Origin of the sequence: Mycolicibacter longobardus (assembly GCF_002102265.1) — a bacterium.
GTDB classification, from domain to species: domain Bacteria; phylum Actinomycetota; class Actinomycetes; order Mycobacteriales; family Mycobacteriaceae; genus Mycobacterium; species Mycobacterium longobardum.
This window is the reverse complement of the sequence record NZ_LQPG01000017.1, coordinates 244,377-270,882: the sequence shown is the minus strand read 5'-3', so window position 1 is coordinate 270,882 and position 26,506 is coordinate 244,377. Positions and strand designations below refer to the sequence as shown.

27 protein-coding genes and 2 tRNA genes are annotated in these 26,506 nt (G+C 67.8%); 15 read left to right on the top strand and 14 right to left on the bottom strand.

The genetic code is table 11. The features are described 5' to 3' along the window. Positions 1-82: 82 nt before the first annotated feature. Positions 83-763 carry a uracil-DNA glycosylase gene (locus AWC16_RS09835; RefSeq protein WP_085264543.1) on the bottom strand — a complete coding sequence of 227 codons (681 nt, stop codon included), beginning with the start codon at positions 761-763 and terminating at the stop codon, positions 83-85. Between the two features lie 6 nt (positions 764-769). Further along, positions 770-1,750, bottom strand: coding sequence for a thiamine-phosphate kinase (locus AWC16_RS09830; RefSeq protein WP_272937812.1), 981 nt, complete (start codon positions 1,748-1,750; stop codon positions 770-772). A 38-nt stretch (positions 1,751-1,788) separates the two neighbouring features. Between AWC16_RS09830 and AWC16_RS09825 the strand changes: the two genes are divergently transcribed. Further along, complete coding sequence (locus AWC16_RS09825; protein ID WP_085264541.1) at positions 1,789-2,334, top strand: DUF3515 domain-containing protein; 546 nt, start codon at positions 1,789-1,791, stop codon at positions 2,332-2,334. A gap of 81 nt (positions 2,335-2,415) precedes the next feature. Here the strand turns inward: AWC16_RS09825 and AWC16_RS09820 are convergent, their stop codons facing one another. Further along, positions 2,416-3,531 carry a D-alanine--D-alanine ligase family protein gene (locus AWC16_RS09820; RefSeq protein ID WP_420094298.1) on the bottom strand — a complete coding sequence of 372 codons (1,116 nt, stop codon included), beginning with the start codon at positions 3,529-3,531 and terminating at the stop codon, positions 2,416-2,418. Positions 3,532-3,658: 127 nt separating this feature from the next. Then, the gene (locus tag AWC16_RS09815) at positions 3,659-4,687 is read right to left on the bottom strand and encodes an NAD(P)H-dependent glycerol-3-phosphate dehydrogenase (RefSeq protein WP_109561343.1); all 1,029 of its coding nucleotides are present in this window, start codon (positions 4,685-4,687) and stop codon (positions 3,659-3,661) included. Positions 4,688-4,779: 92 nt separating this feature from the next. On the opposite strand from AWC16_RS09815, the gene cofC reads away from it, so the two are divergent. Genes cofC through mutT1 form a run of 3 tightly spaced genes read left to right on the top strand, consistent with a single transcriptional unit; the run spans position 4,780 to position 8,655 of the window. After that, entirely contained in the window at positions 4,780-5,460 is a 681-nt protein-coding gene (cofC, locus tag AWC16_RS09810; RefSeq protein WP_085264538.1) for a 2-phospho-L-lactate guanylyltransferase, read from the top strand. After that, positions 5,457-7,667, top strand: coding sequence for an RNA degradosome polyphosphate kinase (locus AWC16_RS09805; protein ID WP_109561342.1), 2,211 nt, complete (start codon positions 5,457-5,459; stop codon positions 7,665-7,667). Before cofC ends, AWC16_RS09805 begins: the two co-directional genes overlap by 4 nt. Before the next feature lie 55 nt (positions 7,668-7,722). Further along, the gene (mutT1, locus tag AWC16_RS09800; RefSeq protein ID WP_085264578.1) at positions 7,723-8,655 is read left to right on the top strand and encodes an 8-oxo-(d)GTP phosphatase MutT1; all 933 of its coding nucleotides are present in this window, start codon (positions 7,723-7,725) and stop codon (positions 8,653-8,655) included. Positions 8,656-8,704: 49 nt separating this feature from the next. On the opposite strand, the gene AWC16_RS09795 is transcribed toward mutT1, so the two are convergent. From AWC16_RS09795 to leuC, 3 genes are all read right to left on the bottom strand, one after another. Further along, positions 8,705-9,391: an HU family DNA-binding protein gene (locus AWC16_RS09795; protein ID WP_085264536.1), complete on the bottom strand. Its 687-nt coding sequence runs from the start codon at positions 9,389-9,391 to the stop codon at positions 8,705-8,707. Between the two features lie 188 nt (positions 9,392-9,579). Further along, entirely contained in the window at positions 9,580-10,176 is a 597-nt protein-coding gene (leuD, locus tag AWC16_RS09790) for a 3-isopropylmalate dehydratase small subunit (RefSeq protein WP_085264535.1), read from the bottom strand. A 28-nt stretch (positions 10,177-10,204) separates the two neighbouring features. Then, complete coding sequence (gene leuC / locus AWC16_RS09785; RefSeq protein ID WP_085264577.1) at positions 10,205-11,623, bottom strand: 3-isopropylmalate dehydratase large subunit; 1,419 nt, start codon at positions 11,621-11,623, stop codon at positions 10,205-10,207. A gap of 55 nt (positions 11,624-11,678) precedes the next feature. Between leuC and AWC16_RS09780 the strand changes: the two genes are divergently transcribed. Further along, on the top strand, positions 11,679-12,380 hold the full coding sequence (locus AWC16_RS09780) for an IclR family transcriptional regulator (RefSeq protein WP_085264534.1): 702 nt from the start codon (positions 11,679-11,681) through the stop codon (positions 12,378-12,380). 108 nt (positions 12,381-12,488) lie between these two features. Beyond that, entirely contained in the window at positions 12,489-12,989 is a 501-nt protein-coding gene (locus AWC16_RS09775) for a PPOX class F420-dependent oxidoreductase (protein WP_085264533.1), read from the top strand. Between the two features lie 71 nt (positions 12,990-13,060). Here AWC16_RS09775 and AWC16_RS09770 read toward each other — a convergent pair. The 4 genes from AWC16_RS09770 to AWC16_RS09755 all read right to left on the bottom strand — a co-directional run bounded on the left by AWC16_RS09770 (position 13,061) and on the right by AWC16_RS09755 (position 15,643). Then, positions 13,061-13,133 (bottom strand) — tRNA-Glu (locus AWC16_RS09770). 73 nt (positions 13,134-13,206) lie between these two features. Then, positions 13,207-13,278 (bottom strand) — tRNA-Gln (locus AWC16_RS09765). Between the two features lie 98 nt (positions 13,279-13,376). Further along, positions 13,377-14,849: a glutamate--tRNA ligase gene (gene gltX / locus AWC16_RS09760; RefSeq protein ID WP_085264532.1), complete on the bottom strand. Its 1,473-nt coding sequence runs from the start codon at positions 14,847-14,849 to the stop codon at positions 13,377-13,379. Further along, positions 14,846-15,643 (bottom strand): fumarylacetoacetate hydrolase family protein, encoded by a 798-nt coding sequence (locus tag AWC16_RS09755; RefSeq protein ID WP_085264531.1) that lies wholly within the window; start codon positions 15,641-15,643, stop codon positions 14,846-14,848. Before AWC16_RS09755 ends, gltX begins: the two co-directional genes overlap by 4 nt. A gap of 48 nt (positions 15,644-15,691) precedes the next feature. Here AWC16_RS09755 and AWC16_RS09750 point away from each other — a divergent pair, with 48 nt between their 5' ends. From AWC16_RS09750 to AWC16_RS09725, 6 genes are all read left to right on the top strand, one after another. Continuing rightward, positions 15,692-16,948: an MFS transporter gene (locus tag AWC16_RS09750; RefSeq protein WP_085264530.1), complete on the top strand. Its 1,257-nt coding sequence runs from the start codon at positions 15,692-15,694 to the stop codon at positions 16,946-16,948. A 27-nt stretch (positions 16,949-16,975) separates the two neighbouring features. Further along, positions 16,976-17,599, top strand: a complete 624-nt coding sequence (locus tag AWC16_RS09745) for a GNAT family N-acetyltransferase (protein ID WP_234812193.1) — start codon at positions 16,976-16,978, stop codon at positions 17,597-17,599. A 189-nt stretch (positions 17,600-17,788) separates the two neighbouring features. Further along, positions 17,789-19,066 carry a diaminobutyrate--2-oxoglutarate transaminase gene (gene ectB / locus AWC16_RS09740; RefSeq protein ID WP_085264529.1) on the top strand — a complete coding sequence of 426 codons (1,278 nt, stop codon included), beginning with the start codon at positions 17,789-17,791 and terminating at the stop codon, positions 19,064-19,066. Beyond that, positions 19,063-19,470, top strand: a complete 408-nt coding sequence (locus AWC16_RS09735; RefSeq protein WP_085264528.1) for an ectoine synthase — start codon at positions 19,063-19,065, stop codon at positions 19,468-19,470. The genes ectB and AWC16_RS09735 overlap by 4 nt, the downstream gene beginning before the upstream one ends. Further along, on the top strand, positions 19,467-20,369 hold the full coding sequence (gene thpD / locus AWC16_RS09730; protein WP_234812192.1) for an ectoine hydroxylase: 903 nt from the start codon (positions 19,467-19,469) through the stop codon (positions 20,367-20,369). Before AWC16_RS09735 ends, thpD begins: the two co-directional genes overlap by 4 nt. Positions 20,370-20,396: 27 nt before the next feature. Beyond that, the gene (locus AWC16_RS09725; protein ID WP_085264527.1) at positions 20,397-20,888 is read left to right on the top strand and encodes a DUF3830 family protein; all 492 of its coding nucleotides are present in this window, start codon (positions 20,397-20,399) and stop codon (positions 20,886-20,888) included. A 19-nt stretch (positions 20,889-20,907) separates the two neighbouring features. On the opposite strand, the gene AWC16_RS09720 is transcribed toward AWC16_RS09725, so the two are convergent. Both AWC16_RS09720 and AWC16_RS09715 read right to left on the bottom strand, forming a co-directional pair. Beyond that, positions 20,908-22,278 carry an amidase gene (locus AWC16_RS09720; RefSeq protein WP_085264526.1) on the bottom strand — a complete coding sequence of 457 codons (1,371 nt, stop codon included), beginning with the start codon at positions 22,276-22,278 and terminating at the stop codon, positions 20,908-20,910. Between the two features lie 41 nt (positions 22,279-22,319). After that, positions 22,320-23,234 (bottom strand): D-2-hydroxyacid dehydrogenase, encoded by a 915-nt coding sequence (locus AWC16_RS09715; protein WP_234812200.1) that lies wholly within the window; start codon positions 23,232-23,234, stop codon positions 22,320-22,322. A gap of 142 nt (positions 23,235-23,376) precedes the next feature. On the opposite strand from AWC16_RS09715, the gene AWC16_RS09710 reads away from it, so the two are divergent. From AWC16_RS09710 to AWC16_RS09700, 3 genes are read left to right on the top strand one after another with little or no spacing between them, the layout of a single operon-like run. Continuing rightward, entirely contained in the window at positions 23,377-24,141 is a 765-nt protein-coding gene (locus tag AWC16_RS09710; protein ID WP_085264524.1) for a maleate cis-trans isomerase family protein, read from the top strand. Next, complete coding sequence (locus AWC16_RS09705) at positions 24,141-24,857, top strand: maleate cis-trans isomerase family protein (RefSeq protein WP_085264523.1); 717 nt, start codon at positions 24,141-24,143, stop codon at positions 24,855-24,857. Before AWC16_RS09710 ends, AWC16_RS09705 begins: the two co-directional genes overlap by 1 nt. Further along, positions 24,854-25,546, top strand: a complete 693-nt coding sequence (locus tag AWC16_RS09700) for a GntR family transcriptional regulator (RefSeq protein WP_085264522.1) — start codon at positions 24,854-24,856, stop codon at positions 25,544-25,546. Before AWC16_RS09705 ends, AWC16_RS09700 begins: the two co-directional genes overlap by 4 nt. Before the next feature lie 6 nt (positions 25,547-25,552). On the opposite strand, the gene AWC16_RS09695 is transcribed toward AWC16_RS09700, so the two are convergent. Beyond that, complete coding sequence (locus AWC16_RS09695) at positions 25,553-26,371, bottom strand: IclR family transcriptional regulator (protein WP_085264521.1); 819 nt, start codon at positions 26,369-26,371, stop codon at positions 25,553-25,555. Positions 26,372-26,506: the final 135 nt, after the last annotated feature.

The following is a 26,506-nucleotide window of genomic DNA, read 5'->3' as shown; positions in this document are numbered from 1 at the left end:
GCCAGCGGCTCGATGATCAGCGTCCCGCGACCAACACCCCAAACCCGTCAACGCCACGCTGATCGACTCCCATTAGTTCCGGCTACTCCAGCCGCCAGTCGATCGGCTCGGCGCCCAACTGCGCCAGCAGCTCGTTGGCGCGGCTGAACGGCCGCGATCCGAAGAACCCCCGCGACGCCGACAGCGGCGACGGGTGCGGTGACTCGATCGCGACGCAGTTGTCGGACAGCATCGGTTTGAGCGTCCCCGCGTCGCGCCCCCACAGGATCGCCACCATCGGCTGACTGCGTGCCACCAGCGCGCGGATCGCGCATTCGGTGACCGCCTCCCAGCCCTTGCCGCGGTGCGACGCCGGGGTGCCGGGCCGGACGGTGAGCACCCTGTTGAGCAGTAGCACACCCCGCTGCGCCCACGGCGACAGGTCGCCGTTGGAAGGCCGAGGATAGCCGAGGTCGGCGGTGTACTCGGTGAAGATGTTCTCCAGGCTGCGCGGCAGCGGCCGCACCTGCGGAGCGACCGAGAAACTGAGGCCCACCGCGTGGCCGGGCGTCGGATAGGGATCCTGTCCGACGATCAGCACCCGCACGTTGTCGAACGGAAAGGTGAAGGCGCGCAGAATGTTCTGCCCTTCCGGCAGGTAGCGATGTCCGGCTGCGACCTCCTCCCGCAGGAACTGCCCCATCAGCGCCACCTGATCGGTCACCGGCGCCAGCGCGGTAGCCCAGCCGCTCTCGACAAGTTCAGGAAGTGGACGCGCACTCATGGTGTCTCAACGTAACGGGGCCGGCGAGCCGAACGACTGCCAGCCCGCATCCCCGCCCCACACCGCCCCGTCGACCAACACCCGCGCCGGTCCCTCCAGTACGCGTCCGATGGCCCGCCAGCCGGTCGGCGGCGCGTCGGGAAACGCGGCGACCAGCGCGTGGTCCTCTCCCCCGCCCAGCACCCACGTCCACGGGTCGGCATCGACCGCGGCGCCGGCAGGCACCAAGGCCTGGTGATCGGCAGCCAGGGCGGCGGTGGACACGTCGATCGTCACCTGCGACGCGGTGGCCAGGTGCCCGAGGTCGGCGATCAGGCCGTCGGAGACGTCGGTCATCGCCTGCGCCCCGGCGTCGGCGGCCACCGCACCCTGCCCGTAAGGCGGTTCCGGAACCAGGTGGCGCCGGCGCAGCTCGTCGAAGTCCCCCGTGCCGCCCACGCTCTCGCTGCACAGCCGAAAACCCGCCGCCGAGCGGCCCAGCTCGCCGGCCACGGCCACGGTCGCGCCGGGCCGCGCGCCGGACCGCAGCACCGGGGTCCGGCCGGCCAGATCTCCCAGCGCCGTCACCGACACCACCCAGCAGTCCGCCGCGACCAGATCGCCGCCCACCACACCGGCCCCGAGCCGGCCGGATTCGGCCCACATTCCGTCGGCCAGGGCGGTGGCGTCGGCGGCGGGAGTGTGCGCCGGTGCGCCGAAGCCCACGACGAACGCCGTGGGGCGCGCCCCCATCGCCTCGATATCGGCGGCGTTCTGCGCGATCGCCTTGCGCCCGACCTGCTGCGGGGTCGACCAGTCCAGCCGGAAATGCCGGCCTTCCACCAGCATGTCGGTGGACACGACGGTGCGGCCGTCAGCGCAACGCACCACCGCCGCGTCGTCGCCGGGCCCCAGTTCCGTGGTGTCGGGTTGGTGGCGACCGGCCACCAGCCGGTCGATCATGGGAAACTCTCCAAGCTGACCCAGGGTGGGCTCGTTACCGCGCACAGCCTGGAGTGTAGGTGTGAGCAGAGGGAGCGTGGGACGTGATCAATCCGGAAAACGACGCGCACGAGCCGCGTCCCGTCGCGCTGATCGTCGCGTTGGTGGTGGCCGTGGCCGCGGTGGGCGCGGTGCTGGCGGTGGCGGTGGCGCAGCGCCCGGGCAGGCGGCCCGCCGCACCGGTCCGGCTCGCGGCAGTGCCGGCCCCGCGCGCCGACAGCGAAGCCTGCCGCGCGGTGCTCCACGCGCTGCCGCAGCAGCTGGGTGACTATCAGCGGGCCGGGCTCGCCGCGCCGGCACCGCCGGGCGCTGCGGCCTGGACCGCCGACGACGGTGGGATGGTGGTGTTGCGGTGCGGGCTGAATCGGCCCGCCGACTTCGTGGTCGGTTCGCCCATCCAGGTGGTCAACAAGGTGCAGTGGTTCGAGGTCCGCGAAGGGGACCGCGCCACCTGGTACGCGGTCGACCGGAAGGTCTATCTGGCGCTGACACTGCCGCCGGGTTCGGGACCGACTCCGATTCAGGAGCTTTCGGATCTGGTCGCCACAAAGGTTCCGGCAGAGCGGATCAAGCCGGCACCACCACATTAACTTCGCCGACCAGACACAGAATCGCACGTTTTTCCCCCACGGCGCGCGACTTTGTGTCTCACCGAAGGATGGCGGTTGTGCTCAGCGCAACCCCACCCCGCGGGCCAGCGCGGTGTCGACCATCGTCGCCAGCAGCGTCGGGTAGTCGACACCGCTGGCCGACCACATCCGCGGGTACATCGAGATCGTGGTGAACCCGGGCATGGTGTTGATCTCGTTGATCACCGGACCGTCGTCGGTCAGAAAGAAGTCCACCCGGGCCAGGCCCTGGCAGTCCAGCGCGGCGAACGCACGAATCGCCAACTGCCGCACCGCGTCCGCGACATCGTCGTCGATCTTGGCGGGCACGTCGAGTTCCGCCGCGTCGTCGAGGTACTTGGTGGCGAAGTCGTAGAAGGAGTCGTCGCGGTCCTGCACACCGGCGACCCGGATCTCCCCCACCGTGCTGGCTGCCACCGTGCCGTCGGGGAATTCGAGTACCCCGCACTCGATTTCACGGCCGACGATCGCGGCCTCCACGATCACCTTCGGGTCGTGTCGGCGGGCCTCGGCGATCGCAGCGGCAAGCTCGTCGTAAGACGTCACCCGGCTGACCCCGATCGAGGACCCGCCGCGCGCCGGTTTGACGAACAACGGCAGCCCCAACCGCTCCCGGTCCTGCATCGACAACGTCTCCTGGGCGGCCCGCAGCACCGCATACGGGCCGATCGGCAGCCCCTCGGCCGCCAGCAGCTTCTTGGTGAACTCCTTGTCCATCCCGGCGGCACTGGCCAGCACTCCGGCGCCCACATACGGCACCCCGGCGAGCTCCAGCAGGCCCTGCACGGTGCCGTCCTCGCCGTAGGGGCCGTGCAGCACCGGAAACACCACGTCCACCGACTCCAGCACCTCCGCGGGTCCGGTGGACGACATCGCGACCAGCTGACCGGCTCGCTGTGGGTCGGCGGCCAGAGCCAGTTCGGCACCGGAAGCCGTGCTGACCGTCGGCAGCTGCCGGTCGGTGATCGCCAGCGCGTCCGGATTGCCGTCGGTGAGCACCCATGCCCCCTCCGGGGTGATGCCGACCGCGACGACCTCAAAACGCTGTGGATCCAGGTTGCGCAGGATGCTGCCCGCCGAGACGCAGGAGATGGCGTGCTCGCTACTGCGGCCGCCGAAGACGACGGCCACGCGGGTGCGTTGGGAATTCACACGCAGAGGGTACCGGGCGGTCAGCGAGCCTCGACGCAGGAGAGGCGAAGCTGGACCGCCCCATGAACCCGGGCGGTCAGCGAGCCTCGACGCAGGAGAGGCGAAGCTGGACCGCCCCATGAACCGGGACCGCCTACTCCGGTTTGGTGCGACGTCCCAGCAGCAGCGCCACCGCCTCGTTGACCGACAACCCCATGTGGCAGACCCGGTGCACGGCATCGGTCAGGGGCATCTCCACGTCATAGCTCGAGGCCAGCGCCAGCACCGACTGGCAGGACGTCACGCCCTCGACGACATGGCCGTCGGCGGTGCTGGACAACCCCGTGGAACCCGGCACCGGCGGCATCGCCTCACCCCGGCCCAGCCGTTCCCCGAATGATCGGTTGCGCGAATGCGGCGAGGTGCAGGTCGCCACCAGATCACCCACCCCGGCCAGGCCGGCCAGGGTGGCGCCCTTGGCCCCCAGCGCAACACCCAGGCGAATGATCTCGGCCAGGCCCCGGGTGATGATCGCCGCCGCGGTGTTCTCGCCCAGGCCCACCCCCGCCGCCATCCCGCAGGCCAGGGCGATGACGTTCTTGCAGGCGCCGCCGATCTCGGTGCCGATCACGTCGGCGTTGGTGTAGGGACGGAAGTAGCCGGTGTTGAGCATCCGCTGCAGCGCGACCGCACGACCGGAATCGGTGCAGGCGACCACGGTCGCCGCGGGCTGTCCGGCGGCGATCTCGGCCGCAAGGTTGGGGCCGGACACCACCGCGACCTGGCCGGGATCGAACCCGCTCACCGCAGCGATCACCTGGCTCATCCGCATCAGCGTGCCGAGTTCGATGCCCTTGGCGACGCTGACCAGGGTGGCGCTGTCGGTCAGATGCGGTGTCCACGCCTGAAGATTGGCCCGCATGGTCTGGGCCGGCACGGCCAGCACGATGGTGGTCAGGCCGTCCACGGCCTCGGCCGGGTCGCTGGTGGCGCGCACCGCCTCGGGCACCAGGTAGCCCGGCAGATAGTCGGGGTTGCGGCGAGTCTCGTTGATCTGGGCGGCGATATCGGGCCGGCGAGCCCAGAGTCTGACCTGGCTGCCGGCGTCGGCAAGCACTTTGGCCAGGGCGGTGCCCCACGCGCCGGCTCCCATTACCGCGACAGTGCCCTCAGTGCCGGCCACCTGACATCACCTCCCTATAGGCGCATCACCCTAGTGGGAATCGATCAGCGTGTACCAGCGGCTACGCGGAGGCCGAGCCCATCGCTGGCAGGATGTCTCTTGTGAACTCCGCACAGGCCGAGGAATCCGGTATCGGCCTGATCATCGCCGTCAAGCGGCTCAGCGTGGCCAAGACCAGGCTGGCGCCGGCGTTTCCGGCGCCGCTGCGAGAGGCGGTGGTGCTGGCCATGCTGGTCGACACCATCACCGCGGCGTCGGCAGCCGAGGGGTTGGAGCACATCACGGTGGTCACTCCCGATGAGGCCGCCGCCGCAGCCGCCGCCGAGCTGGGGGCCGAGGTGCTGGAGGATCCGACTCCGGACGGTCACGGCGACCCGCTGAACAACGCGCTCGCCGCCGCCGAACGCTCGGTGACCGGGTCGGTGTCGAACATCGTTGTGCTGCAGGGTGATCTGCCTGCATTGCAGTCCTACGAGCTGGACGAGGCGATCGCCGCCGCGCGGACGCACCCGCGCAGCTTCGTCGCGGACCGGCACGGGATGGGCACCGCGGCGCTCTTCGCGTTCGGCACCACCCTGGACCCGCGGTTCGGCCGGGATTCGTCGAAGCGGCACCGGCAATCCGGCGCGCTGGAGCTGACCGGAGCCTGGCCCGGCCTGCGCTGCGACATCGACACGCCGGAAGATCTGGCGGTGGCGCGGCGGCTCGGGGTCGGCGCGGCGACGGCGCGCGCACTCGCGCGCGCCAAGACCGGTGGCAGCAACACCCTGTGATGAGTAATGATTTCCGAGTGGACGACATCGAGACCGGGGAACTCACCGAGACGCACAGCGACAAGACCGATTGGCGTCCACATGACGGCACTCCGTCCGCTCCGCCGGCCGCGACCGCGGCCCCGCCGGCCGGCGGCGATGATGAGCTGCCCGCGGATCGCTACCTCAATCGCGAGCTGAGCTGGCTGGACTTCAACGCGCGGGTGCTGGCGCTGGCCGCCGACACCTCACTGCCGCTGTTGGAGCAGGCCAAGTTCCTGGCGATCTTCGCCTCCAATCTCGACGAGTTCTACATGGTCCGGGTCGCCGGTCTCAAACGCCGCGACGAGATGGGCCTGTCGGTGCGCTCGGCCGACGGCCTGACTCCGCGCGAGCAACTGCGCCGAATCGGCGAGCAGACCCAGCAGATCGCCACCAGCCACGCCCGGGTGTTCCTCGATTCGGTGCGCCCGGCGCTGGCCGCCGAAGGCATCCACGTCGTCACCTGGGCCGACCTGCTGCCGGCCGAGCGCGACCAGTTGTGGGTGTACTTCCATGAGCAGGTGTTCCCGGTCCTGACGCCGCTGGCCGTCGATCCGGCCCACCCCTTCCCGTTCGTCAGCGGGCTCAGCCTCAATCTGGCGGTGACGGTCAAGCGGCCCGAGGACGGGGGAAGTCACTTCGCGCGGGTCAAGGTTCCCGACAACGTCGACCGTTTCGTCGAACTCGATGCCCGCGCGAGCGGCAGTGACAACAACGGCGTGGTTCGTTTCCTGCCGATGGAGGAACTGATCGCGGCGTTCCTGCCGGTGCTGTTCCCCGGCATGGAGATCGTCGAGCATCACGCGTTCCGCATCACCCGCAACGCCGACTTCGAAGTCGAGGAGGACCGCGACGAGGACCTGCTGCAGGCCTTGGAACGGGAGTTGGCGCGGCGTCGGTTCGGATCGCCGGTGCGCCTTGAAGTCGCCGACGACATGACCGAGAACATGCTGGAGCTGTTGCTGCGCGAGCTCGATGTGGACCCCGGCGACGTCATCGAGGTGCCCGGCCTGCTGGATCTGTCGTCGCTGTGGCAGATCTACGGTCAGGACCGGCCGGATCTCAAGGACCGCACCCTGGTCCCGGCGACACATCCGGCATTCGCCGAACGGGAAACCCCCAAAAGTATTTTCGCCACCCTGCGGGAGGGCGACGTGCTGGTGCACCATCCCTACGACTCGTTCGCCACCAGCGTGCAGCGGTTCGTCGAGCAGGCCGCCGCCGATCCGGGTGTGCTGGCGATCAAGCAGACCCTGTACCGCACCTCGGGTGATTCGCCGATCGTCACCGCATTGATCGACGCCGCCGAGGCCGGCAAACAGGTGGTGGCGCTGGTCGAGATCAAGGCCCGGTTCGACGAGCAGGCCAACATCAAGTGGGCACGCAAACTGGAACAGGCCGGTGTGCATGTGGTGTACGGGCTGATCGGGCTGAAGACGCACTGCAAGGTAGCGCTGGTGGTACGGCGCGAGGGCGCGGCGATCCGGCGGTACTGCCACATCGGCACCGGCAACTACAACACCAAGACCGCGCGCCTCTATGAGGATGTAGGCCTGTTGACCGCCGACCCGGACATCGGCGCCGACCTGACCGACCTGTTCAACTCGTTGACCGGCTATTCGCGAAAGGTCGCCTACCGCAATCTGTTGGTGGCCCCCTACGGTGTGCGGACCGGGATCATCGAACGCATTGAGCGCGAGGTCGCCGCGCATCGTGACGGCGGAAACGGCCGGATTCGGCTCAAGCTCAACTCACTGGTCGACGAGCAGGTGATCGACGCGCTCTACCGCGCCTCGCGGGCCGGGGTGCGGGTCGAGTTGGTGGTGCGCGGGATCTGTGCCCTGCGGCCGGGAGTCGAGGGGTTCTCGGAGAACATCGTCGTCCGGTCGATTCTCGGCCGTTTCCTGGAACACTCCCGCATCATTCACTGCGAAGCCATCGACGAATTCTGGATCGGTAGTGCCGACATGATGCACCGCAACCTAGACCGCCGCGTCGAGGTGATGGTGCAGGTGAAGAACCCACGGCTGAGCGCGCAACTGGGCGATGTGTTCGACTCCGCGATGGATCCGGCCACCCGTTGCTGGGAGCTCGGGCCCGACGGCCAGTGGACGGCGGCACCGCAGGCCGGGGCGACGGTGCGTGACCACCAGGCGTCGTTGATTGAGCGACACCGCAATCCCTGACGTCCGGCGGTCGACCGCCGCCGCCGAGGCCCGAATTGACCTGCAGGAGTGGAAGGTGCTCGAGACGACGGTGTCGAATGGTTCCGGGACGGCGGACAAGGTCGTCTACGCCGCCGGCGCGGTGCTGTGGCGGAAGCGACGCAAGGCAGTCGAGGTGGCCCTCATCCACCGCCCCCGCTACGACGACTGGTCACTGCCCAAGGGCAAGGTCGATCCCGGTGAGACCGAACCGGTCACGGCCGTGCGGGAGATTCTCGAGGAGACCGGCCAACACGCACACCTGGGCCGACGGCTTGGGGCGGTCAGCTATCCGGTCCAGCAGGGCGTCAAGAAGGTGCGGTATTGGACCGCACGGGCATTGGGCGGTGACTTCGTACCCAACCACGAGGTGGACGATCTGGTTTGGCTGCCGGTCGCCGACGCGATGAAGGAACTGCACTACCCTTACGACCGGAAGATACTGCGACGGTTCGCCAAGGCTCCCGCCGACACCGAGACGGTGTTGATCGTGCGGCACGGCACCGCCGGGCGCCGGTCGCGGTTCTCCGGCAACGACAGCCGGCGTCCGCTGGACAAGAAGGGCCGCGCCCAAGCCGAGGCCCTCACCGGTCAGCTGCTGGCCTTCGGTGCGGCCACGGTATACGCGGCAGACCGGGTGCGCTGCCACCAGACCGTGGAACCGCTGGCCGCCGAGCTCGGCGTGAGCGTGCACAACGAGCCGGCTCTGACAGAAGAGTCCTATTCCGGCAACCCGAAGATCGCCCGCCGCAGGGTGCTGGAGATCGCCCGGCTGGGCGGTACGCCGGTTATCTGTACGCAGGGCAAGGTGATTCCGGACCTGATCTCGTGGTGGTGTTACCGCGACGGCATCAGCCCGGACAAGTCCCGCAACCGCAAGGGCAGCACCTGGGTGCTGTCGCTGTCGGGCGGCCGGCTGATCGCCGCAGACCACCTCGGCAGTCCGCTGGCGGCCCAAGCGTTGGTGTGAACGACCGAGCGCCGCGGGGGGTTACCCCGCGGCGCTCGGCTATTCGTTGCTACTTACGGCCTTTTCGTGCCGTGGCCTTGGTGGCCTTCTTGGCCGGAGCCTTCTTCGCGACGGCCTTGGTCGCCGCCTTCTTAGCGACCACCTTCTTAGCCGGAGCCTTGGTCGCGGCCTTGCGGACCGGAGCCTTGGTCGCCGTCTTCTTGGCGGTCACCTTCTTGGCCGGAGCCTTGGTCGCCGCCTTCTTGGCGACCACCTTCTTGGCCGGAGCCTTGGTCGCCGCCTTCTTAGCGACCACCTTCTTGGCCGGAGCCTTCTTCACCGCCGCCTTGGTGGCCTTCTTGGCCGGCGACTTCTTCGCGGCGGCCTTGGTGGCCTTCTTGGCTGCCGACTTCTTCGCCGGCTTCGCCGCCGTGGCACCGGCACCGCGCTTGACGGCAAGTCCCTCGGACGGGACACGCTGCGCGCCAGAAACAATCGCCTTGAACTGCGCACCAGGCCGGAAAGCCGGGACAGACGTCGGCTTCACCTTGACCGTTTCGCCGGTGCGGGGATTGCGGGCCACGCGCGCGGCGCGACGACGGCGCTCGAAAACGCCGAACCCGGTGATGGTGACGCTCTCACCCTTGTGGACGGCGCGCACAATGGCATTGACGAAATGCTCGACGGCTTCGGTCGCCGACCTGCGGTCAGTGTCCAATTCCTTTGTGAGCACCTCGATGAGCTCTGCTTTGTTCATCCAATCCCTCCGAAACCAGTGGCCCTACTTGAGCCGACTAGAGCACACGGTAAACCCTGATACCACTGATATCCAAGAGCCACGCGCAATTTCAGATGAGATTATCGGCGAATTCGGCAATCCGGTTACCGCCCTAGGGCGCTGAGGCGACCGCTCCGCCCGCCGGAATTAGGCCCCGGAACGCGCCCTCAAGAAGCGGGCAGGGTGCGCGGTTTCCATCCCGGGCGAGCCGCCTCGAAGGAATCGATTTCGTCGAGTTTCCGCAGCGTAAGGCCTATATCGTCGAGTCCCTCGGACAACCGCCAGGCGGTGTAGTCGTCAATAGTGAACGCCACCACCACCGTTCCGGCGGTGATATTCCGATCTTGAAGATTGACAGTGATTTCCAGCCCCGGGCTCTCCTCGATGACTTTCCACAGGAGTTCCACATCGTCTTGGGCCACCTGGGCCGCCAACAACCCCGCCTTGCCGGCGTTGCCCCGGAAGATGTCGGCGAACCGCGAGGAGATCACCACCCGGAACCCGTAGTCGAGCAGCGCCCACACCGCGTGTTCCCGCGACGACCCGGTGCCGAAGTCCGGCCCGGCCACCAGTACCGAACCTTGGTCGAAAGGGCTGAGATTCAGCACAAAGGACGGGTCGGTGCGCCACGTGGCGAACAAGCCGTCCTCGAATCCGGTCCGGGTGATGCGCTTCAAATAGACCGCGGGAATGATTTGGTCGGTGTCGACATTGGACCGCCGCAGCGGGACTCCGATTCCGGTATGGGTGTGGAAAGCTTCCATGACTAGGCTCCTTTAAATACCGTGTCGGTCAGTTCAAGTCGGAAGGGGCCGACAGGGTCCCGCGGACGGCGGTGGCGGCGGCAACCGCCGGCGACACCAGATGGGTCCGCCCGCCCTTGCCCTGCCGTCCCTCGAAATTGCGGTTGGAGGTCGACGCGCACCTCTGACCCGGCGCCAGCTGATCCGGGTTCATCCCCAGGCACATCGAGCAACCGGGCTCGCGCCACTCGGCGCCCGCCGCGGTGAAAACCTCGGCGAGGCCTTCGGCTTCGGCCTGATGACGCACCCGCATAGATCCCGGCACCACCAGCATCCGCACGTTGTCGGAGACGTGACGCCCGCGCAGCACGTCTGCCACCGCCCGCAGGTCCTCGATGCGACCGTTGGTGCATGACCCGACGAACACGGTGTCGACCGGGATGTCACGCATCGACGTCCCCGGCTGAAGGTCCATGTAGGCCAATGCCTTCTCCGCGGCCCGCCGCTCGGCATCGTCGTTGATCGACTCCGGATCGGGAACCGCGGCACCCAGAGGCACCCCCTGGCCGGGGTTGGTGCCCCAGGTGACGAACGGTGTCAGCGCGGCCGCGTCCAGGTAGACCTCGGCGTCGAACTCGGCGCCCGGGTCGGTCCGCAGGCCGCTCCAGTAGGCCACGGCAGCGTCCCAGTCCGCTCCGGTCGGCGCATGCGGCCGGCCACGCAGATACTCGTAGGTGGTGGCGTCGGGAGCGATCATGCCGGCTCGGGCGCCGGCCTCAATGCTCATGTTGCAGATCGTCATCCGGGCCTCCATCGACAGCGCCTCAATGGCACTGCCGCGGTATTCGATGACGTAGCCCTGGCCGCCGCCGGTGCCGATCTGGGCGATCACCGCCAGGATGATGTCCTTGGCCGTCACGCCCTCCGGCAGCTGCCCTTCGACGTTGACCGCCATCGTCTTGAACGGCCGCAGCGGCAGCGTCTGGGTGGCCAGCACGTGTTCGACCTCCGAGGTGCCGATACCCATTGCCAGCGCACCGAAAGCGCCGTGGGTGGAGGTGTGGCTGTCGCCGCAGACCACGGTCATGCCCGGCTGGGTGAGCCCCAGTTGCGGCCCGATGATGTGCACGATGCCCTGCTCGGCGTCGCCCATCGGGTGCAACCGGATGCCGAACTCGGCGCAGTTGCTCCGCAGCGTCTCGACCTGGGTGCGCGACACCGGATCCGCGATCGGCTTGTCGATATCGATCGTCGGCACGTTGTGGTCCTCGGTGGCGATGGTCAGATCCGGGCGCCGAACCGGGCGTCCGGCCAGGCGCAGACCCTCGAAGGCCTGCGGGCTGGTGACCTCATGGACCAGATGCAGATCGATGTAGATGAGGTCGGGTTCGGTCCCGCCGCCGGACACCACGACGTGGTCTGCCCAGACCTTTTCGGCCAGGGTGCGAGGCTGCTGCGTCTCAAACATCACTGCCATCCCTCAATCTATGCCGTCTCATATTATGAGACGCTAATATCTTTATATGGGACAGCATAGCGGCATCGGGGTTCTGGACAAAGCGCTGGCAGTGCTGCACACCATCGCCGAATCGCCGTGCGGGTTGGCCGAACTGTGCGATCGCACCGGTCTGCCCCGCGCCACGGCGCACCGGCTGGCCGCCGGCCTGGAGACCCACCGGCTGCTCGGGCGCGACGACGACGGCCGCTGGCAGATCGGTCCTGCGGTCAGCGAACTGGCCGCCCGCGCCGACGACCCGCTGCGGGCGGCGGCTGCGGCGGTGCTGCCACGGCTGCGGGAGATCACCGGCGAGAGTGCGCAGCTGTACCGCCGCGAGGGCTCCGCGCGGGTCTGTGTCGCGGCGCTGGAACCTCCTGCGGGGCTGCGCGACACCGTCCCCGTCGGCGCCCGGCTGCCGATGACGGCTGGTTCGGGAGCCAAGGTTCTGCTGGCCTACGCCGACCCGGCCGTCCAGCAGGAAGTGCTGGCGGAGGCCAAGTTCACCAGCCGAACCCTGTCGGAGGTGCGGCGGCGGGGCTGGGCGCAGAGCATCGCCGAACGCGAACCGGGGGTGGCAAGCATTTCGGCCCCGGTGCGCGATCAGCGTGGTGCCGTGGTGGCAGCGATCTCGGTGTCGGGCCCGATCGACCGGATGGGGCGACGCCCGGGGGCGCGCTGGGCCACCGAGCTTCTGGCGGCCGCCGACGCTCTCACCGCCAGGATGTAGTCGTAGCGTCAGACCGCGAGCAGACACAGAATCGCACGTCGATCGTCTCCACAGTGCGATTCTGTGTCTGCTCGCCGGGGGATCTGATCCGCCTGACAGACTGCTGGCATGGGAACCAAGCAGCGCGCACAGATCGTCATGACCGACGCCGAGATCGCCGACTTCGTCACCACCCACCGCACCGGAACACTGGCCACCATCGGCCCCGACGGCCAGCCGCACCTGACCGCGATGTGGTACGCGGTGCTCGACGGCGAGATCTGGCTCGAAACCAAGGCCAAGTCGCAGAAGGCGGTCAACCTGCGCCGCGATCCGCGGGTCAGCTTCCTGCTGGAGGCCGGCCAGACCTACGACACGCTGCGCGGGGTGTCCTTCGAGGGTGTCGCGGAGATCATCGACGACCCGGACGCCCTCTTCCGGGTGGGCGTCAGCGTCTGGGAGCGTTACACCGGCCCCTACACCGACGAGATGAAGCCCGGCGTCGACGCGATGATGAACAACCGGGTTGCTGTGCGCATCGTCACACAGCGCACCCGGTCCTGGGACCACCGCAAGCTCGGGTTGCCGGCGATGCCGCTGGCCGGGTCGACGGCGCCGGCCACCGACTGAGACCGCGCGACCCGGACGGACAGCAAAGGCCCGCACCTATGAGAGGGGTGCGGGCCTTTTGATTTTTTGAGTACCCCCGATGGGATTCGAACCCACGCTACCGCCGTGAGAGGGCGGCGTCCTAGGCCGCTAGACGACGGGGGCTAGAACATTTCCGGGTTGCCAGCATAGCTCAACCCATACGGCCCGCCTAATCGCTTGCGGCGGACCGATTTTGCTGGGGTACCAGGACTCGAACCTAGAATGGCTGAACCAGAATCAGCTGTGTTGCCAATTACACCATACCCCATTGGCAGACCATTACCGCTGGTCAGAGTGCCGCTGGAGCACTTCCGGCCAGCCGCTGTGGGCCGACGTGCAGACTACCAAACTTCTAGCGCGAAGTACTCATCGCGCTTCCCCGACGCCGTCGCGAGCGGCCCGCAACCGGGTCAGGCTGCGTGCCGAACCCAGCAGTTCCAGCGACTCGAACAGCGGCGGGCTGACCAACCCTCCGGAGACCGCGACCCGGATCGGGCCGAACGCCTTGCGCGGTTTGAGCTCCAGCCCGTCCAGCAGCGCCGCCTTCAGCGCGGCCTCGATCTCGGCGGTGGTCCAGTCCCCCACGCCCTCCAGCGCGGCGATGGCCGCGTCCAGGGCGGGCACGGCGTCGGGCCCCAACTCCTTGGCGGCGGCCCGCTCGTCCAGCACGTAGTGGTCGTCGTTGAAGAACTTCAGCAACGGCCAGGCGTCACCCAGAACCACGATGCGGGTCTGCACCAGCGCCGCAGCCGCCGCGAAGCCGGCGTCGTCCAGACCGGTGTCGTGACCGTGGGTGTCGAGATAGCCGCGCAGCCGCGCGGTGAAGTCGTCGACGTCGAGCAGCCTGATGTGCTCGGCGTTGAGCGCATCGGCCTTCTTCTGGTCGAACCGGGCCGGGTTGGAGTTGACGTCCACCACGTCGAACGCGGCGACCATCTCGTCGAGGCTGAACACGTCGCGGTCGTCGGCGATCGACCAGCCCAGCAAAGCCAGGTAGTTCAGCAGGCCCTCGGGGATGAAGCCCCGGTCTCGGTGCGCGAACAGATTCGACTGCGGGTCGCGCTTGGACAGTTTCTTGGTGCCCTCACCCAGAACCGTTGGCAGATGGGCGAATTCCGGGATCCGATCGGCAATGCCGATACGCATCAACGCCTGGTACAGCGCGATCTGGCGCGGCGTGGACGGCAACAGGTCCTCGCCGCGCAGCACGTGGGTGATCTTCATCATCGCGTCGTCGACCGGATTGACCAACGTGTACAACGGATCCCCGTTGGCACGGGTCAGCGCGAAGTCGGGAACGGTGCCCGCCGGAAAGGACGTCGGCCCGCGCACCAGATCCTCCCAGCCGAGGTCGGTATCGGGCATCCGCAGCCGCACGACAGGCTTGCGACCCTCGGCAAGATAGCCGGCCCGCTGGTCGGCGGTCAGCTCCCGATCGAAGTTGTCATAGCCCAGCTTTGGGTTACGCCCGGCTGCGAGGTGGCGGGCCTCGACCTCCTGCGGCGTCGAGAACGCCTCGTAGGCCTCGCCCGCCGCCAGCAGCTGCGCCACCACGTCACGGTGGATATCGGCGCGTTGCGACTGCCGATAGGGGCCGTAGGGTCCGCCCACCTCGGGGCCTTCGTCCCAGTCCAGGCGAAGCCAGCGCAGCGCATCGAGCAGCGCCAGGTAGCTCTCCTCGCTGTCACGTTCGGCGTCGGTGTCCTCCACCCGGAACACCAAGGTCCCCCCGGTGTGGCGGGCGTAGGCCCAGTTGAACAGCGCGGTGCGGATCAGCCCGACGTGCGGCGTGCCGGTCGGTGACGGACAGAACCGGACGCGTACACCAGATGCGGTCACGACTTTCCTTTGCGGATAACGGGATTGGACAGCGTGCCGATGCCTTCGACGGAGACGGACACGGTGTCACCGTGTTCGATGGGGCCGACGCCGTCGGGGGTGCCGGTGAGGATGATGTCGCCCGGCAGCAGCGTCATCACCGCGGAGATCCACTCCACGATGGCACCGACGTCGTGCATCATCAGCGAGGTCCGGCTGTCCTGCTTGACCACCCCGTTGACCTCGGTGCGGATCGCCAGATCCTCCGGGTCGAGGTCGGTGACGATCCACGGTCCGATCGGACAGAAGGTGTCGTGGCCCTTGGCCCGGGTCCACTGCCCGTCCGCCTGCTGCTGATCACGAGCCGACACGTCATTGCCGATGGTGTAGCCCAAGATGTTGTCCTTGGCGCGCGCCGCCGGAACGTCCTTGCACGGCCGCGAGATCACCACGGCCAATTCACCCTCATAGTGGACGGGGGAAGCATTGGCGGGCAGCTGAATCGGCACGTTCGGCCCGACTATCGCGGTGTTGGGTTTGAGGAACATCGTCGGGTTGGCCGGCGGCGCGCCGCCCATCTCGGCGATGTGAGCCGCGTAGTTCTTCCCGATGCAGACCACCTTGCTGGCCAAGATCGGCGCCAGCAGGCGCACGTCGGCCAGCGGCCAGGACCGGCCGGTGAACTCCGGTGTGCCGAACGGGTGCTCGGCGATCTCGCGGGCGGTCATCGCGGTTATGTCGTCGGGCCGGTCCGGCTCACCCTCCAGACTGACGAAGGCGACACCGTCCGGGCTGGCAATTCGGCCTAGGCGCATTCGTGCAAGCCTAGTGGCCGGCGGGCGGGCCTGTGGAACCATGGTCGGATGTCCATCGAGCCGATCAGCAAAGGCGCTCGCTGGTCAGTCGTGATTGTCGCCCTCTTCGCCACGCTGTGTTCGTTCGTCTTCATCAACGGTGTCGCCTTCGTCATCCCCATGCTGGAAACCAAGCGGGAGACCAACCTGGCAATGGCCGGTCTGCTGGCGTCGATGCCCAGCTTCGGGATGGTGCTCACGCTGTTCGGATGGGGCGCCCTGCTGGACCGTATCGGCGAGCGGATCGTGTTGTCCGTCGGCTCTGCGCTGACCGCGCTGGCCACGTTCGCGGCCGCGTCCATGCAGTCGCTGATCGGGGTGGGCGCCTTCCTGTTCCTGGGCGGCATGGCCGCGGCCAGCGCCAACAGCGCCAGCGGCCGCTTGGTGACCGGCTGGTTTCCGTCGCACCAACGTGGGCTGGTGATGGGCATCCGGCAGACCGCGCAGCCATTGGGGATCGCGTTGGGGGCCGAGGTGATTCCCGAACTTGCCGAGCACGGCCTGGCGCGGGCGCTGATGTTCCCGGCGACGCTGTGCGCGGTGGCGGCGGTGGCGTGCGCCATCGGGGTGGTCGATCCGCCCCGCAGGCCACGGTCGGCGGCCACCGGAGCGGAGTTGGCCAGCCCCTACAGCGGCTCGAATGTGCTGTGGCGCATCCACTTGTCCTCGGCGCTGTTGATGGTTCCGCAGTGTGTGCTGGCCACCTTCATGCTGGTGTGGCTGATCGTCGACACCAACTGGTCGATCGCGGCGGCCGGCGGCCTGGTGACGATCTCGCAGTTGCTCGGCGCGGCCGGGCGGGTGCTGGCCGGACGGTGGTCCGACCGCGTGCAGTCGCGGCTGCGCCCGGTACGCAGCCTCGCCGTCGGCGGAGCGGTGGCGATGCTGATCCTGGGACTGACCGCCCACCTGCACTCCCATCTCGCCGAGACCGCGATGGTGGTCGCCGCGGTGATCACGGTGCTGGACAACGGACTGTCCTCCACGGCGATCGCCGAGCTCGCCGGACCGTACTGGAGCGGGCGCGCGCTGGGCACCCAGAACACCACCCAGCGACTCACCGCCGGAATCGCTCCCCCGCTGTTCGGTGCGCTGATCGGCGCCGCGGGCTATCCACTGGCCTTCGCGTTGTGCGGGCTGTTCCCGCTGGCCGCGCTGCGGGTGGTGCCGGTGAGCGCCGAGCCCGAGGGCCGCTCGGTGCGCGAGGCGCTGCGCACCCTCCGGGTGCCCCCCGGGCCCCCGCCCGACACGTCGGTACGACCCTGAGCCCTGCCGCCAAGTACCGTCGACACGATGACCGATACGGCTCACGTCCGGCTTCGGACACCGACCGTGGCGGACGGCCCCGCCCTGTGGCAGATGGCCGTCGACAGCGCCACCCTCGACGTCAACTCGCCCTACGCCTATCTACTGTGGTGTCGCGACTTCGCTGCCACGTCGGTGGTGGCCGAGGTGGCCGGTGAGCCCGGCGGTTCAGCGAGGCTCGACGCAGGAGAGGCGAAGCTGGGACCGCCGCATGAACCGAGCGGTTCAGCGAGGCTCGACGCAGGAGAGGCGAAGCTGGAACCGCCGCACAGACTCGGCGGCTTCGTCACCGGCTACCGCCGGCCGGATCAGCCGGAGACCCTGATGGTCTGGCAGGTGGCGGTCAACGCCGCGCACCGCGGGGCCGGCCTGGCCGGCCGGATGCTCGATCACCTGGCGACGACGCTGGTCCCCGAGGGGGTCACGCACCTTGAGACGTCAATCACACCGGACAACACCGCGAGTCGGAGGCTCTTCGGCGCCTTCGCCCGCAGGTGGGACGCCGCCCTGGAATGCTCCGAGCTGTTCGGGGGCGGTTTATTTCCCGAATCCCACTTGGCCGAAGAGCTGTTTCGCATCGGACCGCTGCGGGTACCCCCATTCCGGCACTGAGAGGGTGGCAAGGTTGAGATCACAAATCGGTCTCGGTAAGGTCACGACCGCGCAAACGTGAGCCCCTGGCAGACCTAGGCGGGGGCATGCGAGCGGGGTGGTAGGTCGAGCCGAGATCACCCGCGGCACGAGTTTGATGTCGACCTGTCGTTCCGTTCCGTTGTATGTGACCGACGGACGGAGGAAATCATGACTATTTTCGAAACCCTCGAATCCGAGGTACGAAGTTATTGCCGGTCCTGGCCGGTGACGTTCGACCGTGCCAGCGGCTGCCGGATGTGGGACGTCAACGGCAAGGAATACCTGGACTTCTTCGCCGGCGCCGGAGCGCTCAACTACGGACACAATCACCCGGACCTGCGGGCGCCGTTGCTGGAGTACCTGAGCTCTGACCGGGTGGTGCACAGCCTCGACATGAACACCGTCGCCAAGGCCGAGTTCCTGGAGCGCTTCAACGAGGTGATCCTCAAGCCGCGCGAGCTGGACTACAAGGTCCAGTTCCCCGGCCCCACCGGAACCAACTCGGTGGAGTCGGCGCTGAAGCTGGTCCGCAAGATCACCGGCCGCGAGAGCATCATCAGCTTCACCAACGCCTTTCACGGCATGACGCTGGGGTCGCTGAGCGTCACCGGCAACTCGATGAAGCGCGGCGGCGCCGGCATCCCGCTGGTGCACGCCACCCCGATGCCCTACGATAACTACCTCGACGGCGTCGTGCCCGACTTCATCTGGTTCGAACGACTGCTGGAGGACAGCGGCAGCGGCCTGAACGACCCGGCGGCGGTGATCGTGGAGACCGTGCAGGGCGAGGGCGGGATCAATGTGGCCCGCCTGGAGTGGTTGCGGGGCCTGGCCGACCTGTGCCGGCGCCACGAGTTGCTGCTCATCGTCGACGACGTCCAGATGGGCTGCGGGCGTACTGGGCCGTTCTTCAGCTTCGAGGCGGCCGGCATCGTCCCCGACATCGTCTGCCTGTCCAAGTCGATCAGCGGCTACGGGCTACCGATGGCGCTGACGCTGTTGAAGCCCGAGCTCGACGTATGGGAGCCCGGCGAGCACAACGGCACCTTCCGCGGCCAGAACCCATCCTTCGTCACCGCCGCTGCGGCACTGAACTTCTGGACCGACAACCGGCTGGAGAAGTCCGTGCTGCGCAAGGGCGAACTGGTCGAGCAGTCGCTTGCCGAAGTGGTAGACCCCCTCGACGGCGTGACCCAGCGGGGCCGCGGTCTGATCCGCGGCGTGGCCTTCGACCGGCCGGAGCTGGCAAGTGCGGTGTGCCGCGAGGCGTTCGAGCGCGGCCTGTTGTTGGAGACCTCCGGACCGGAAGGCGAGGTGGTGAAGCTGATGCCACCGTTGGTCATCGATGACGATGACCTGGCCGAAGGCCTGACCATCACGGCCCAGTCGATCGAGGCCGTGACAGCTCGAGAACTCACCGGCACTACCTCAGGAGTCAATCGATGATCGTCCGTACCCTCGCCGAGATCAAGGGCAGCGACCGCGACGTCCAGGCCAAGACCTGGAACAGTCAGCGGCTGCTGCTGGCCCGCGACGGACAGCGGTTCTCCCTGCACGAAACCATCCTGTACGCCGGTACCGAGACCTCGATGTGGTACGCCAACCACGTCGAGGCGGTGTACTGCGTCGGCGGCGAGGGCGAGCTGATCAACGACGAGACCGGTGAGGTGCACCCGCTGGGTGACGGCACCCTCTACCTGCTCGACGGTCACGAACACCACCGCGTTGTGGCCCACACCGACCTGCGCATGGTGTGCGTGTTCGACCCGCCGGTCACCGGGCAGGAGGTGCACGACGAGACCGGCGCCTACCCTCTGCTTGTCGAGGAACCCCAGGAGACGGCATCGTGACCCCTCCCCTGACCGAAACCCGCACCGATCCCTACCCCACCCGCAACGACGTCACGATCGGCATCGAACCCCGGCGTGACCCGGTGGTGTGGACGCCGGAGGGCGGCAGCGGTCCCCTGGGAGCCGCCAGTGTCGAGAAGTTCGACGCCGACGGCTTTCTGGCCATCGACACCCTGGTGGAACCCGATGTGGTGGCCGACCTGCGCAATGAGCTGGACCGGTTGCGTGCCGACGCGGCACTGGCGGCCGACGAGCGCTCGATCTGTGAGCGGGACAGCGGGCAGATCCGCTCGATCTTCGAGGTGCACCGGATCAGCCCGGCATTCGCCGCACTGGTCGCCGACCCGCGCCTGGTGGGCCCGGTCCGCCAGCTGCTCGGCTCGGAGGTGTACGTGCACCAGAGCCGGGTCAACTTCAAGCCGGGCTTCAACGGCCGGGAGTTCTACTGGCACTCCGACTTCGAGACCTGGCACGCCGAGGACGGCATGCCCACCCCGCGTGCGATCAGCGTCTCGGTGGCCCTCACCGAGAACCTGGACAGCAACGGATCGCTGATGATCATGCCCGGGTCGCACCGCTGGTTCGTGTCGTGCCCGGGCCAGACCCCGCCGGATCACTACCGCTCCTCGCTCAAGCAGCAGGAGATCGGCACGCCCGACGATGCCAGCCTCACCTGGCTGGCCGACCAGCACGGAATCCGCCAGATCACCGGCCCGGCCGGGTCTGCGGTGTTCTTCGACAGCAACTGCATGCACGGGTCGAGCAGCAACATCACGCCCTACCCGCGCTCCAATGTGTTCATCGTCTACAACAGCGTGGAGAACACCCTGGTGGAACCGTTCGGCGCCGCCGTTCCGCGACCGACGTTCATCGCCAGCCGCGTCTTCGATCCGGTGTAGGCCGGGCGGGCGGGGAAAGGGACTGCTGTGGCACGTTTCCTGTCCATCACGCTCACCGGGCGTGGCGTGTCTTGCCGGGCACGACTTCTCGACGACGAGGCACCGCGGACCTGCGCCGTGGTCTGGGATGCGTTGCCCGTCGCCGGGCAGGCCTACCACGGCAAGTACGCCCGCAATGAGGTCTACACACTGTTGCCGCCGCTGGGCGCTCCGGGGCGGGAGAACACCACGGTGACTCCGATCCCCGGCGATGTCTGCTTCTTCGACTTCGACGCCGGCGACATCGGAAATCCCGCCTACGGCTATGACGAGGGCGGGCAAGGGAATTCACCGCTGGGGGCGACCGACCTGGCAATCTTCTACGGCCGCAACAACCTGTTGGTCAACGGCGATGTCGGGTGGGTGCCGGGCAATGTGTTCGCGACCATCGAGGACGGCCTGGCCGAGATGGCCGCCGCCTGCAACGACCTATGGATGGCCGGCGCCATGGGCGAACAGTTGGCCTTCACCCGCGCCTGACCTCTCGGCGGGCGTCCGCTCAGGCCAAGACCCGCTCGGCGAACAAGCCCGCCGCCAGCACCAGATCGTCGCTGTGGCGGGGGCCGATGATCTGCATGCCGATCGGCAGTCCGTCGGAGGTGGTGCCGATCGGGATGCTCAGCGCCGGTTGCTGCGTCATGTTGAACGGGTAGGTGAACGGCGTCCACTGAGCCCACCAGCGCATACCGGAGCCGGTCGGCACGTCATGGCCGGCGGTGAACGCCGGAATCGGCGTGGTCGGCGTGATCAGCAGGTTGTGCCGTTCGTGGAACCGCCCCATGACCATGCCCAGATCGACACTGACCTGGCGGGCGGCCAGATAGTCGACCCCCGAAATTTCCATCCCGCGGTCCCACATGTCGACGAGTCCCGGATCGACGAGCCCGCGGTCGGACTCCCGACCCCGCAGGCTCCCGGCCACCCCGGTCGCCCACAGCACCTCGAACGCATCGATCGGATCGGAGAAACCCGGGTCGGCGGCCATGACGTTCAGCCCGGCATCGGCCAGCGCCTGCACCGCCACGGCGACCGCGGTCTCGATCTGCGGGTCGACATCGACATACCCGAGGTTCGGCGAATAGGCGACGTCCAGACCGACCACCTCGCGCCGGAGTTCACCGCGATAGGTGGTCAGCGTCGGCGGAAGGGACGTGGGGTCGCGGTGATCCGGCAGCGCGATGATGTCCAACAGCATGGCGGCGTCCTCGACGGTCCGGGTGAGCGGTCCCCCGTGTGCCAGCGGACCGAACGGACTGATCGGATACATCGGCACCCGTCCGTGAGTGGGTTTGAAGCCGACCACTCCGCAGAAGCTCGCCGGGATACGGATGCTGCCCCCGCCGTCGGTGCCGATCGCCAAGGGCGCCATCCCGGCTGCGACCGCGGCGGCGCTGCCACCCGAGGAACCGCCGGCCGTGCGGGTGAGGTCGGCCGGGTTGCGGGTGACACCGGTGCGCGGGCTGTCGGTGACGCCCTTCCAGGCCAGTTCCGGGGTGGTCGTCTTGCCGAGCAGCACCATCCCGTCGTTACGGATCTTGTCCACCGCCGGGCTGTCGTCGGGCCACGGGCCGGTGTCGTCGGTGAGCAGCGAGCCCCGCAGGGTGGGCCAACCGGTTGTCTGGAATACGTCTTTGACGGCGATGGGCACCCCGTCGAGTAGGCCCTTGGTGTAGTTGCCGCTCCAGCGGACTTCGGACTTACGGGCTTCGGAGAGCGCCGCCTCCTCGTCGACCAGGCAGAAGGCATTGACGTCGCCGTCGCGTTCGGTGATCGCGGCCAGCGCAGCCGCGGTGGCTTCAACCGGAGACAGCTCGCCGGAGGTGTAGGCGGCGACCAGTTGCAGGGCGGTCAGTTCGGTGGGCTCAGTCATGGCGTGTCTCCCTCAACCGGCTCCGCGCTGTGTGTAACGGGTCATGTGCGCCGCTCTCCGCTCTGCGCGGTCGCCGACACGGAACGCTTGTCGACCACGTTGTGTAGCGGCTGACCGGCCGCGTATCGCCTGAAGTTGGCAACAAACTGCTGCTGCAACATGTTTCGCCACCCTTGGATATCGCCGCTGTTGTGCGGAGTCAGGCGCACGTTGGGAGCGGTCCAGAGCGGATGGCCCACCGGCAGCGGCTCCGGGTCGACGACATCGAGCGCCGCGCCGGCGATGACGCCGGCTTGCAGTGCCGACACCAGGGCGTCGGTGTCCACCAACTCGCCGCGGCCGACGTTGATCAGTCGTGCAGTCGGACGCATTGCACCCAGCACGTCAGCGCCGACCATCCCCCGGGTCTGCGGCGTCAGCGGTGCCGCCAGCACCACGTAGTCGGCGTCGCCGACCGCGGCGAGCACATCAGTGGTGACCGTGCCGAAGTCGGGATCTTCTCGCTCGGAGCGACCGACGCCGCGCACCGACATTCCGACAGCCCGCAGCAGTCGGGCAATGGCGCGCCCGACGGGCCCCGGCCCGACAACGGTGACCGAACCACCGGCGATCCGCTCGGTGTCGAAGTGCTGCCAGCGCCCGTCGCACTGGGCCTCCCACGATCGTCGGAAATCCTTTGCAAAAGCCAGGATCTGACCCAGCACGTACTCGGCGATGGGCTCCTCGAAGATGCCCCGGGAGTTGGTGACGACCACGTCACTGTCGATCAACTCATCGAACATCACCGCATCCACTCCGATGGCGGCTACCTGAACCCACCGCAGGGCATCGGCGGCTGACCACACCGATTCCAGTGCCGGAGAAGAGAAGTCGTACAAGAACAGGACGTCGGCGCCGGCGATACCCTCGGCCAGCCGTGCCGAGGTAACCATGCGCAGCTCGGCGTCTGCGCTGATCGAATCGAGTTGGGTGGGAACCGCCTCGCCGTGCTGGACGGTCACCACCGGACGCGCGTCCACATTGACACCGTAAAAACAGATCGTATGATTGTCAACAATCCAGGGCTTGCCTGGGGGTGAAACGTCAGTGGGGAAACCCATGGATCTGTCCCTGTTTCCGGACATGCCGGACTTCGACGGTCCCGTCGACCAACGTGGTATCGGAATCATCGCGCCGTTCGATCTTGCGATCGAGCGTGAGCTGTGGCGCTGGGTCCCAGCGGAGGTGACGCTGCACTTGGCGCGCACCCACTACGAACCCGTCCCGGTGAGCCGGGCCATGGCCGAACTGGTCTCCGACACCAATCACCTGCAGGCCGCCACCCGAGACGTGTTGCACGTCGAACCGGAGGTGGTCGCTTACCTGTGCGCGTCGGGCAGCTTCATCCACGGCGTCGACTACGAGAAGACCCTGGTGTCCGCCATCGAAGCCGCGGGTGCCAAGGCCGCGGTCACCACGTCGGGGGCGCTGGCCGAAGCGATTATCGCGCTCGACATTTCCCGGGTGTCCGTGCTGACGCCCTACGACGCGGAGCTGACCGACCTGCTGCGGGTCTTCCTGAATCAGCTCGGGGTTACCGTGCTGCACTCGGATCATCTGGGCCTGGGCGGCGGTATCTGGAAGGTCAACTACCGCACCGTGGCCGAACGTATCCTCGCCGCCGACCGCCCGGAGGCGCAGGCCGTCTTCGTCAGCTGTACCAACCTGCGCACCTACGACATCATCGATCCGCTGGAGCAGATGCTGGGCAAGCCCATCCTGACGGCCAATCAACTGACCATGTGGGCATGCCTGGGCCGGATGAATCTGCCGATGATGGGCCCTGGCCGGTGGCTCCGCGACGTCTTCACCGGAGCGCCGTAATGCGCGCTCCGACAGTCGGGTTCATCTACCCCGACCACGCCGCCGAGTCCGACTACCCGCACGCCGCCCGGCTACTGGAGGTGAATCTGCCCGTCGCGCACATCTACGGCACCGATCTGCATGCCGTGCCGGAGCTGATGGATCTCGGCAGCCCGGCCAGACTCGCGCAGGGGGCCGCACTGCTGGCGCCGCACCGGCCGGCCGCAGTGGTCTGGGCCTGTACATCGGGCAGCTTCGTCTTCGGACCCGACGGCGCCGCCGAACAGGTCGATCGGCTCGCCGCGGAGGCCGGTGTACCCGCGTCGAGCACATCTTTCGCCTTTGTGAACGCCCTGGCCGCACTGGGGTGCCGTCAGGTGGCTGTCGCCGCCAGTTATCCGCACGATATCGCCGAGCTGTTCGTGAATTTCATTGCCGCCCATGGTGTCACCGTCGAGGCGATGGGAGACGGCGGAATCCCGACCGCAGCAGAGGTGGGTCGGCTGACCCGAGGTCAGGTCCGGGAACTGGCGCTGAACAATGACTCACCCCGCGCGGAGGCGCTGTTGATTCCCGACACCGCCATGCACACGGTGGCCCAGGTCGAGGAGCTGGAGCGACTGCTCGGCAAACCGGTGCTGACCGCCAACGCGGTGACGGTGTGGGAAGGTTTGCGCATCGCCGGGATCGCCCGGCGCACAACCGGGCTGGGCACATTGTTTGAGGATGGGCGATGACGATCTCACAAGATGCCGGGTTCGCACCGTTGAGCCGGCCCTCCACCGCCGAGCTGATCGCCGAACTACTCCGGGAGGCGATCACCCGCGGGCGGCTGGCACCCGGTCAACAACTCGGCGAGGCGAGCCTGGCCGCGCAGTTCGAGGTGTCCCGCGGACCATTGCGCGAGGCCATGCAGCGTCTGGTGGCCGAGGGCTTGCTGCGCAGTGAACGCAACCGGGGCATCTTCGTGGTCAAACTCACCGATGACGATGTGCGCGACGTCTACCAGGCCCGCAAGGCCATCGAACGCGCCGCCGTGATCGAGGTGCTGCGCGGCGACCCCCGCGCGGCGGCCGCCCGGCTGCGTAGTCCGGTGGAGGCGCTGCGCGTCGCCGCCTCCCGCGGCGACGGCGCCGCTGCGGCCGACGCCGACCAGGCATTTCACGAGGTGTTGGTCGAATGCGCGGGCAGTCCGCGATTGCACCGCGCGATGCGGACCCTGCTTTCGGAAACCCGGATACTGCTCGGCGAACTCGAAGATGCCTACCCCGACCTGCGCGAGCAGGTCGCCGAACATGTCGTGCTGCGCAAGGCGATCGGTGCCGGCGACGAAGCGCTGGCGGTCCGGCTGATCGACGAACACATGGATGATGCGGTCCGGCGCCTGCTGGCGCGGCGAGCGCTGGTCGGGCAAGCGGTTCTGTAGCGCGACCTAGCCGATCTGGTCACCGATCTCTTTGGCGGCCTCGACCAGCAGAGCGGCCACCGCTCGGTACTGCGAACTGCTCAGCCGGTGAACTGGCGCGGCGACATTGAGCGCCAGCAGCACGCCGGGCGCCCGCGTTGGGATGGGAACTGCGACTGAGGCGACGCCTTCCTCGCTCCCCTCCCGATTCACCGCGTAACCCTGTTGTCGTATTTGACTGAGCTCACGCTGCAGCTCGGTCCTGGTACCGACCGAATGTGCCGTGACACGCTCCAGGGCTTCATCCGGGTACAGCCGGGCGATGTCCGCGTCGGACAGGCGTGCCAGCAGTGCCTTGCCGGTCGAGGTGCAATGCGCAGGCACCCTACGCCCGAGCCGCGACGCAACCCGGACGGCCGTCGGCCCCTCCGCGGCGGCGATGAAACGCACGTTGGCGCCCTCGATCATTCCGACATGAACCGATTCCCTGAGATGTTCGCTGAGGCGCAGCAGCACCGGCCTTGTCGCACCGTCGATGTCGATCCGGTTGAACACCGAAAACGCCACACTCATCAGTGCGGGCCCGGGGTGATACGCCTTGGACATCGGATCCTGACGCACAAAACCCCGATACTGCAGCATCGCCAACAGGCGATGGGCCGTCGATGACGCGACTCCCAGGTGCTTGGCCGCGTCAGTCAGACGGATTCGCGGCTGCTCTCCCAGCAGCAGGATGAGCTTCAGCGCCCTGTCCACCGATCCGATCGGATACTGCGGCACAACCCAGTCCGGGGCCGCCGGACCAGCAGCGTCTCCGGCAAGCCCGGGAGGCAGATTATTCTGCATAACAGAGATAGTACCTGTCTGCCGTCACAGCTCCAGATGCTCTGGAAGGCAGAACTCAATCCGGCGGTTCTTTCTTGTTTGACCTGTTTATAAGGACTTTTGGCCGCGGCCCAGCCCGGCTTGGTTGACCTTCAA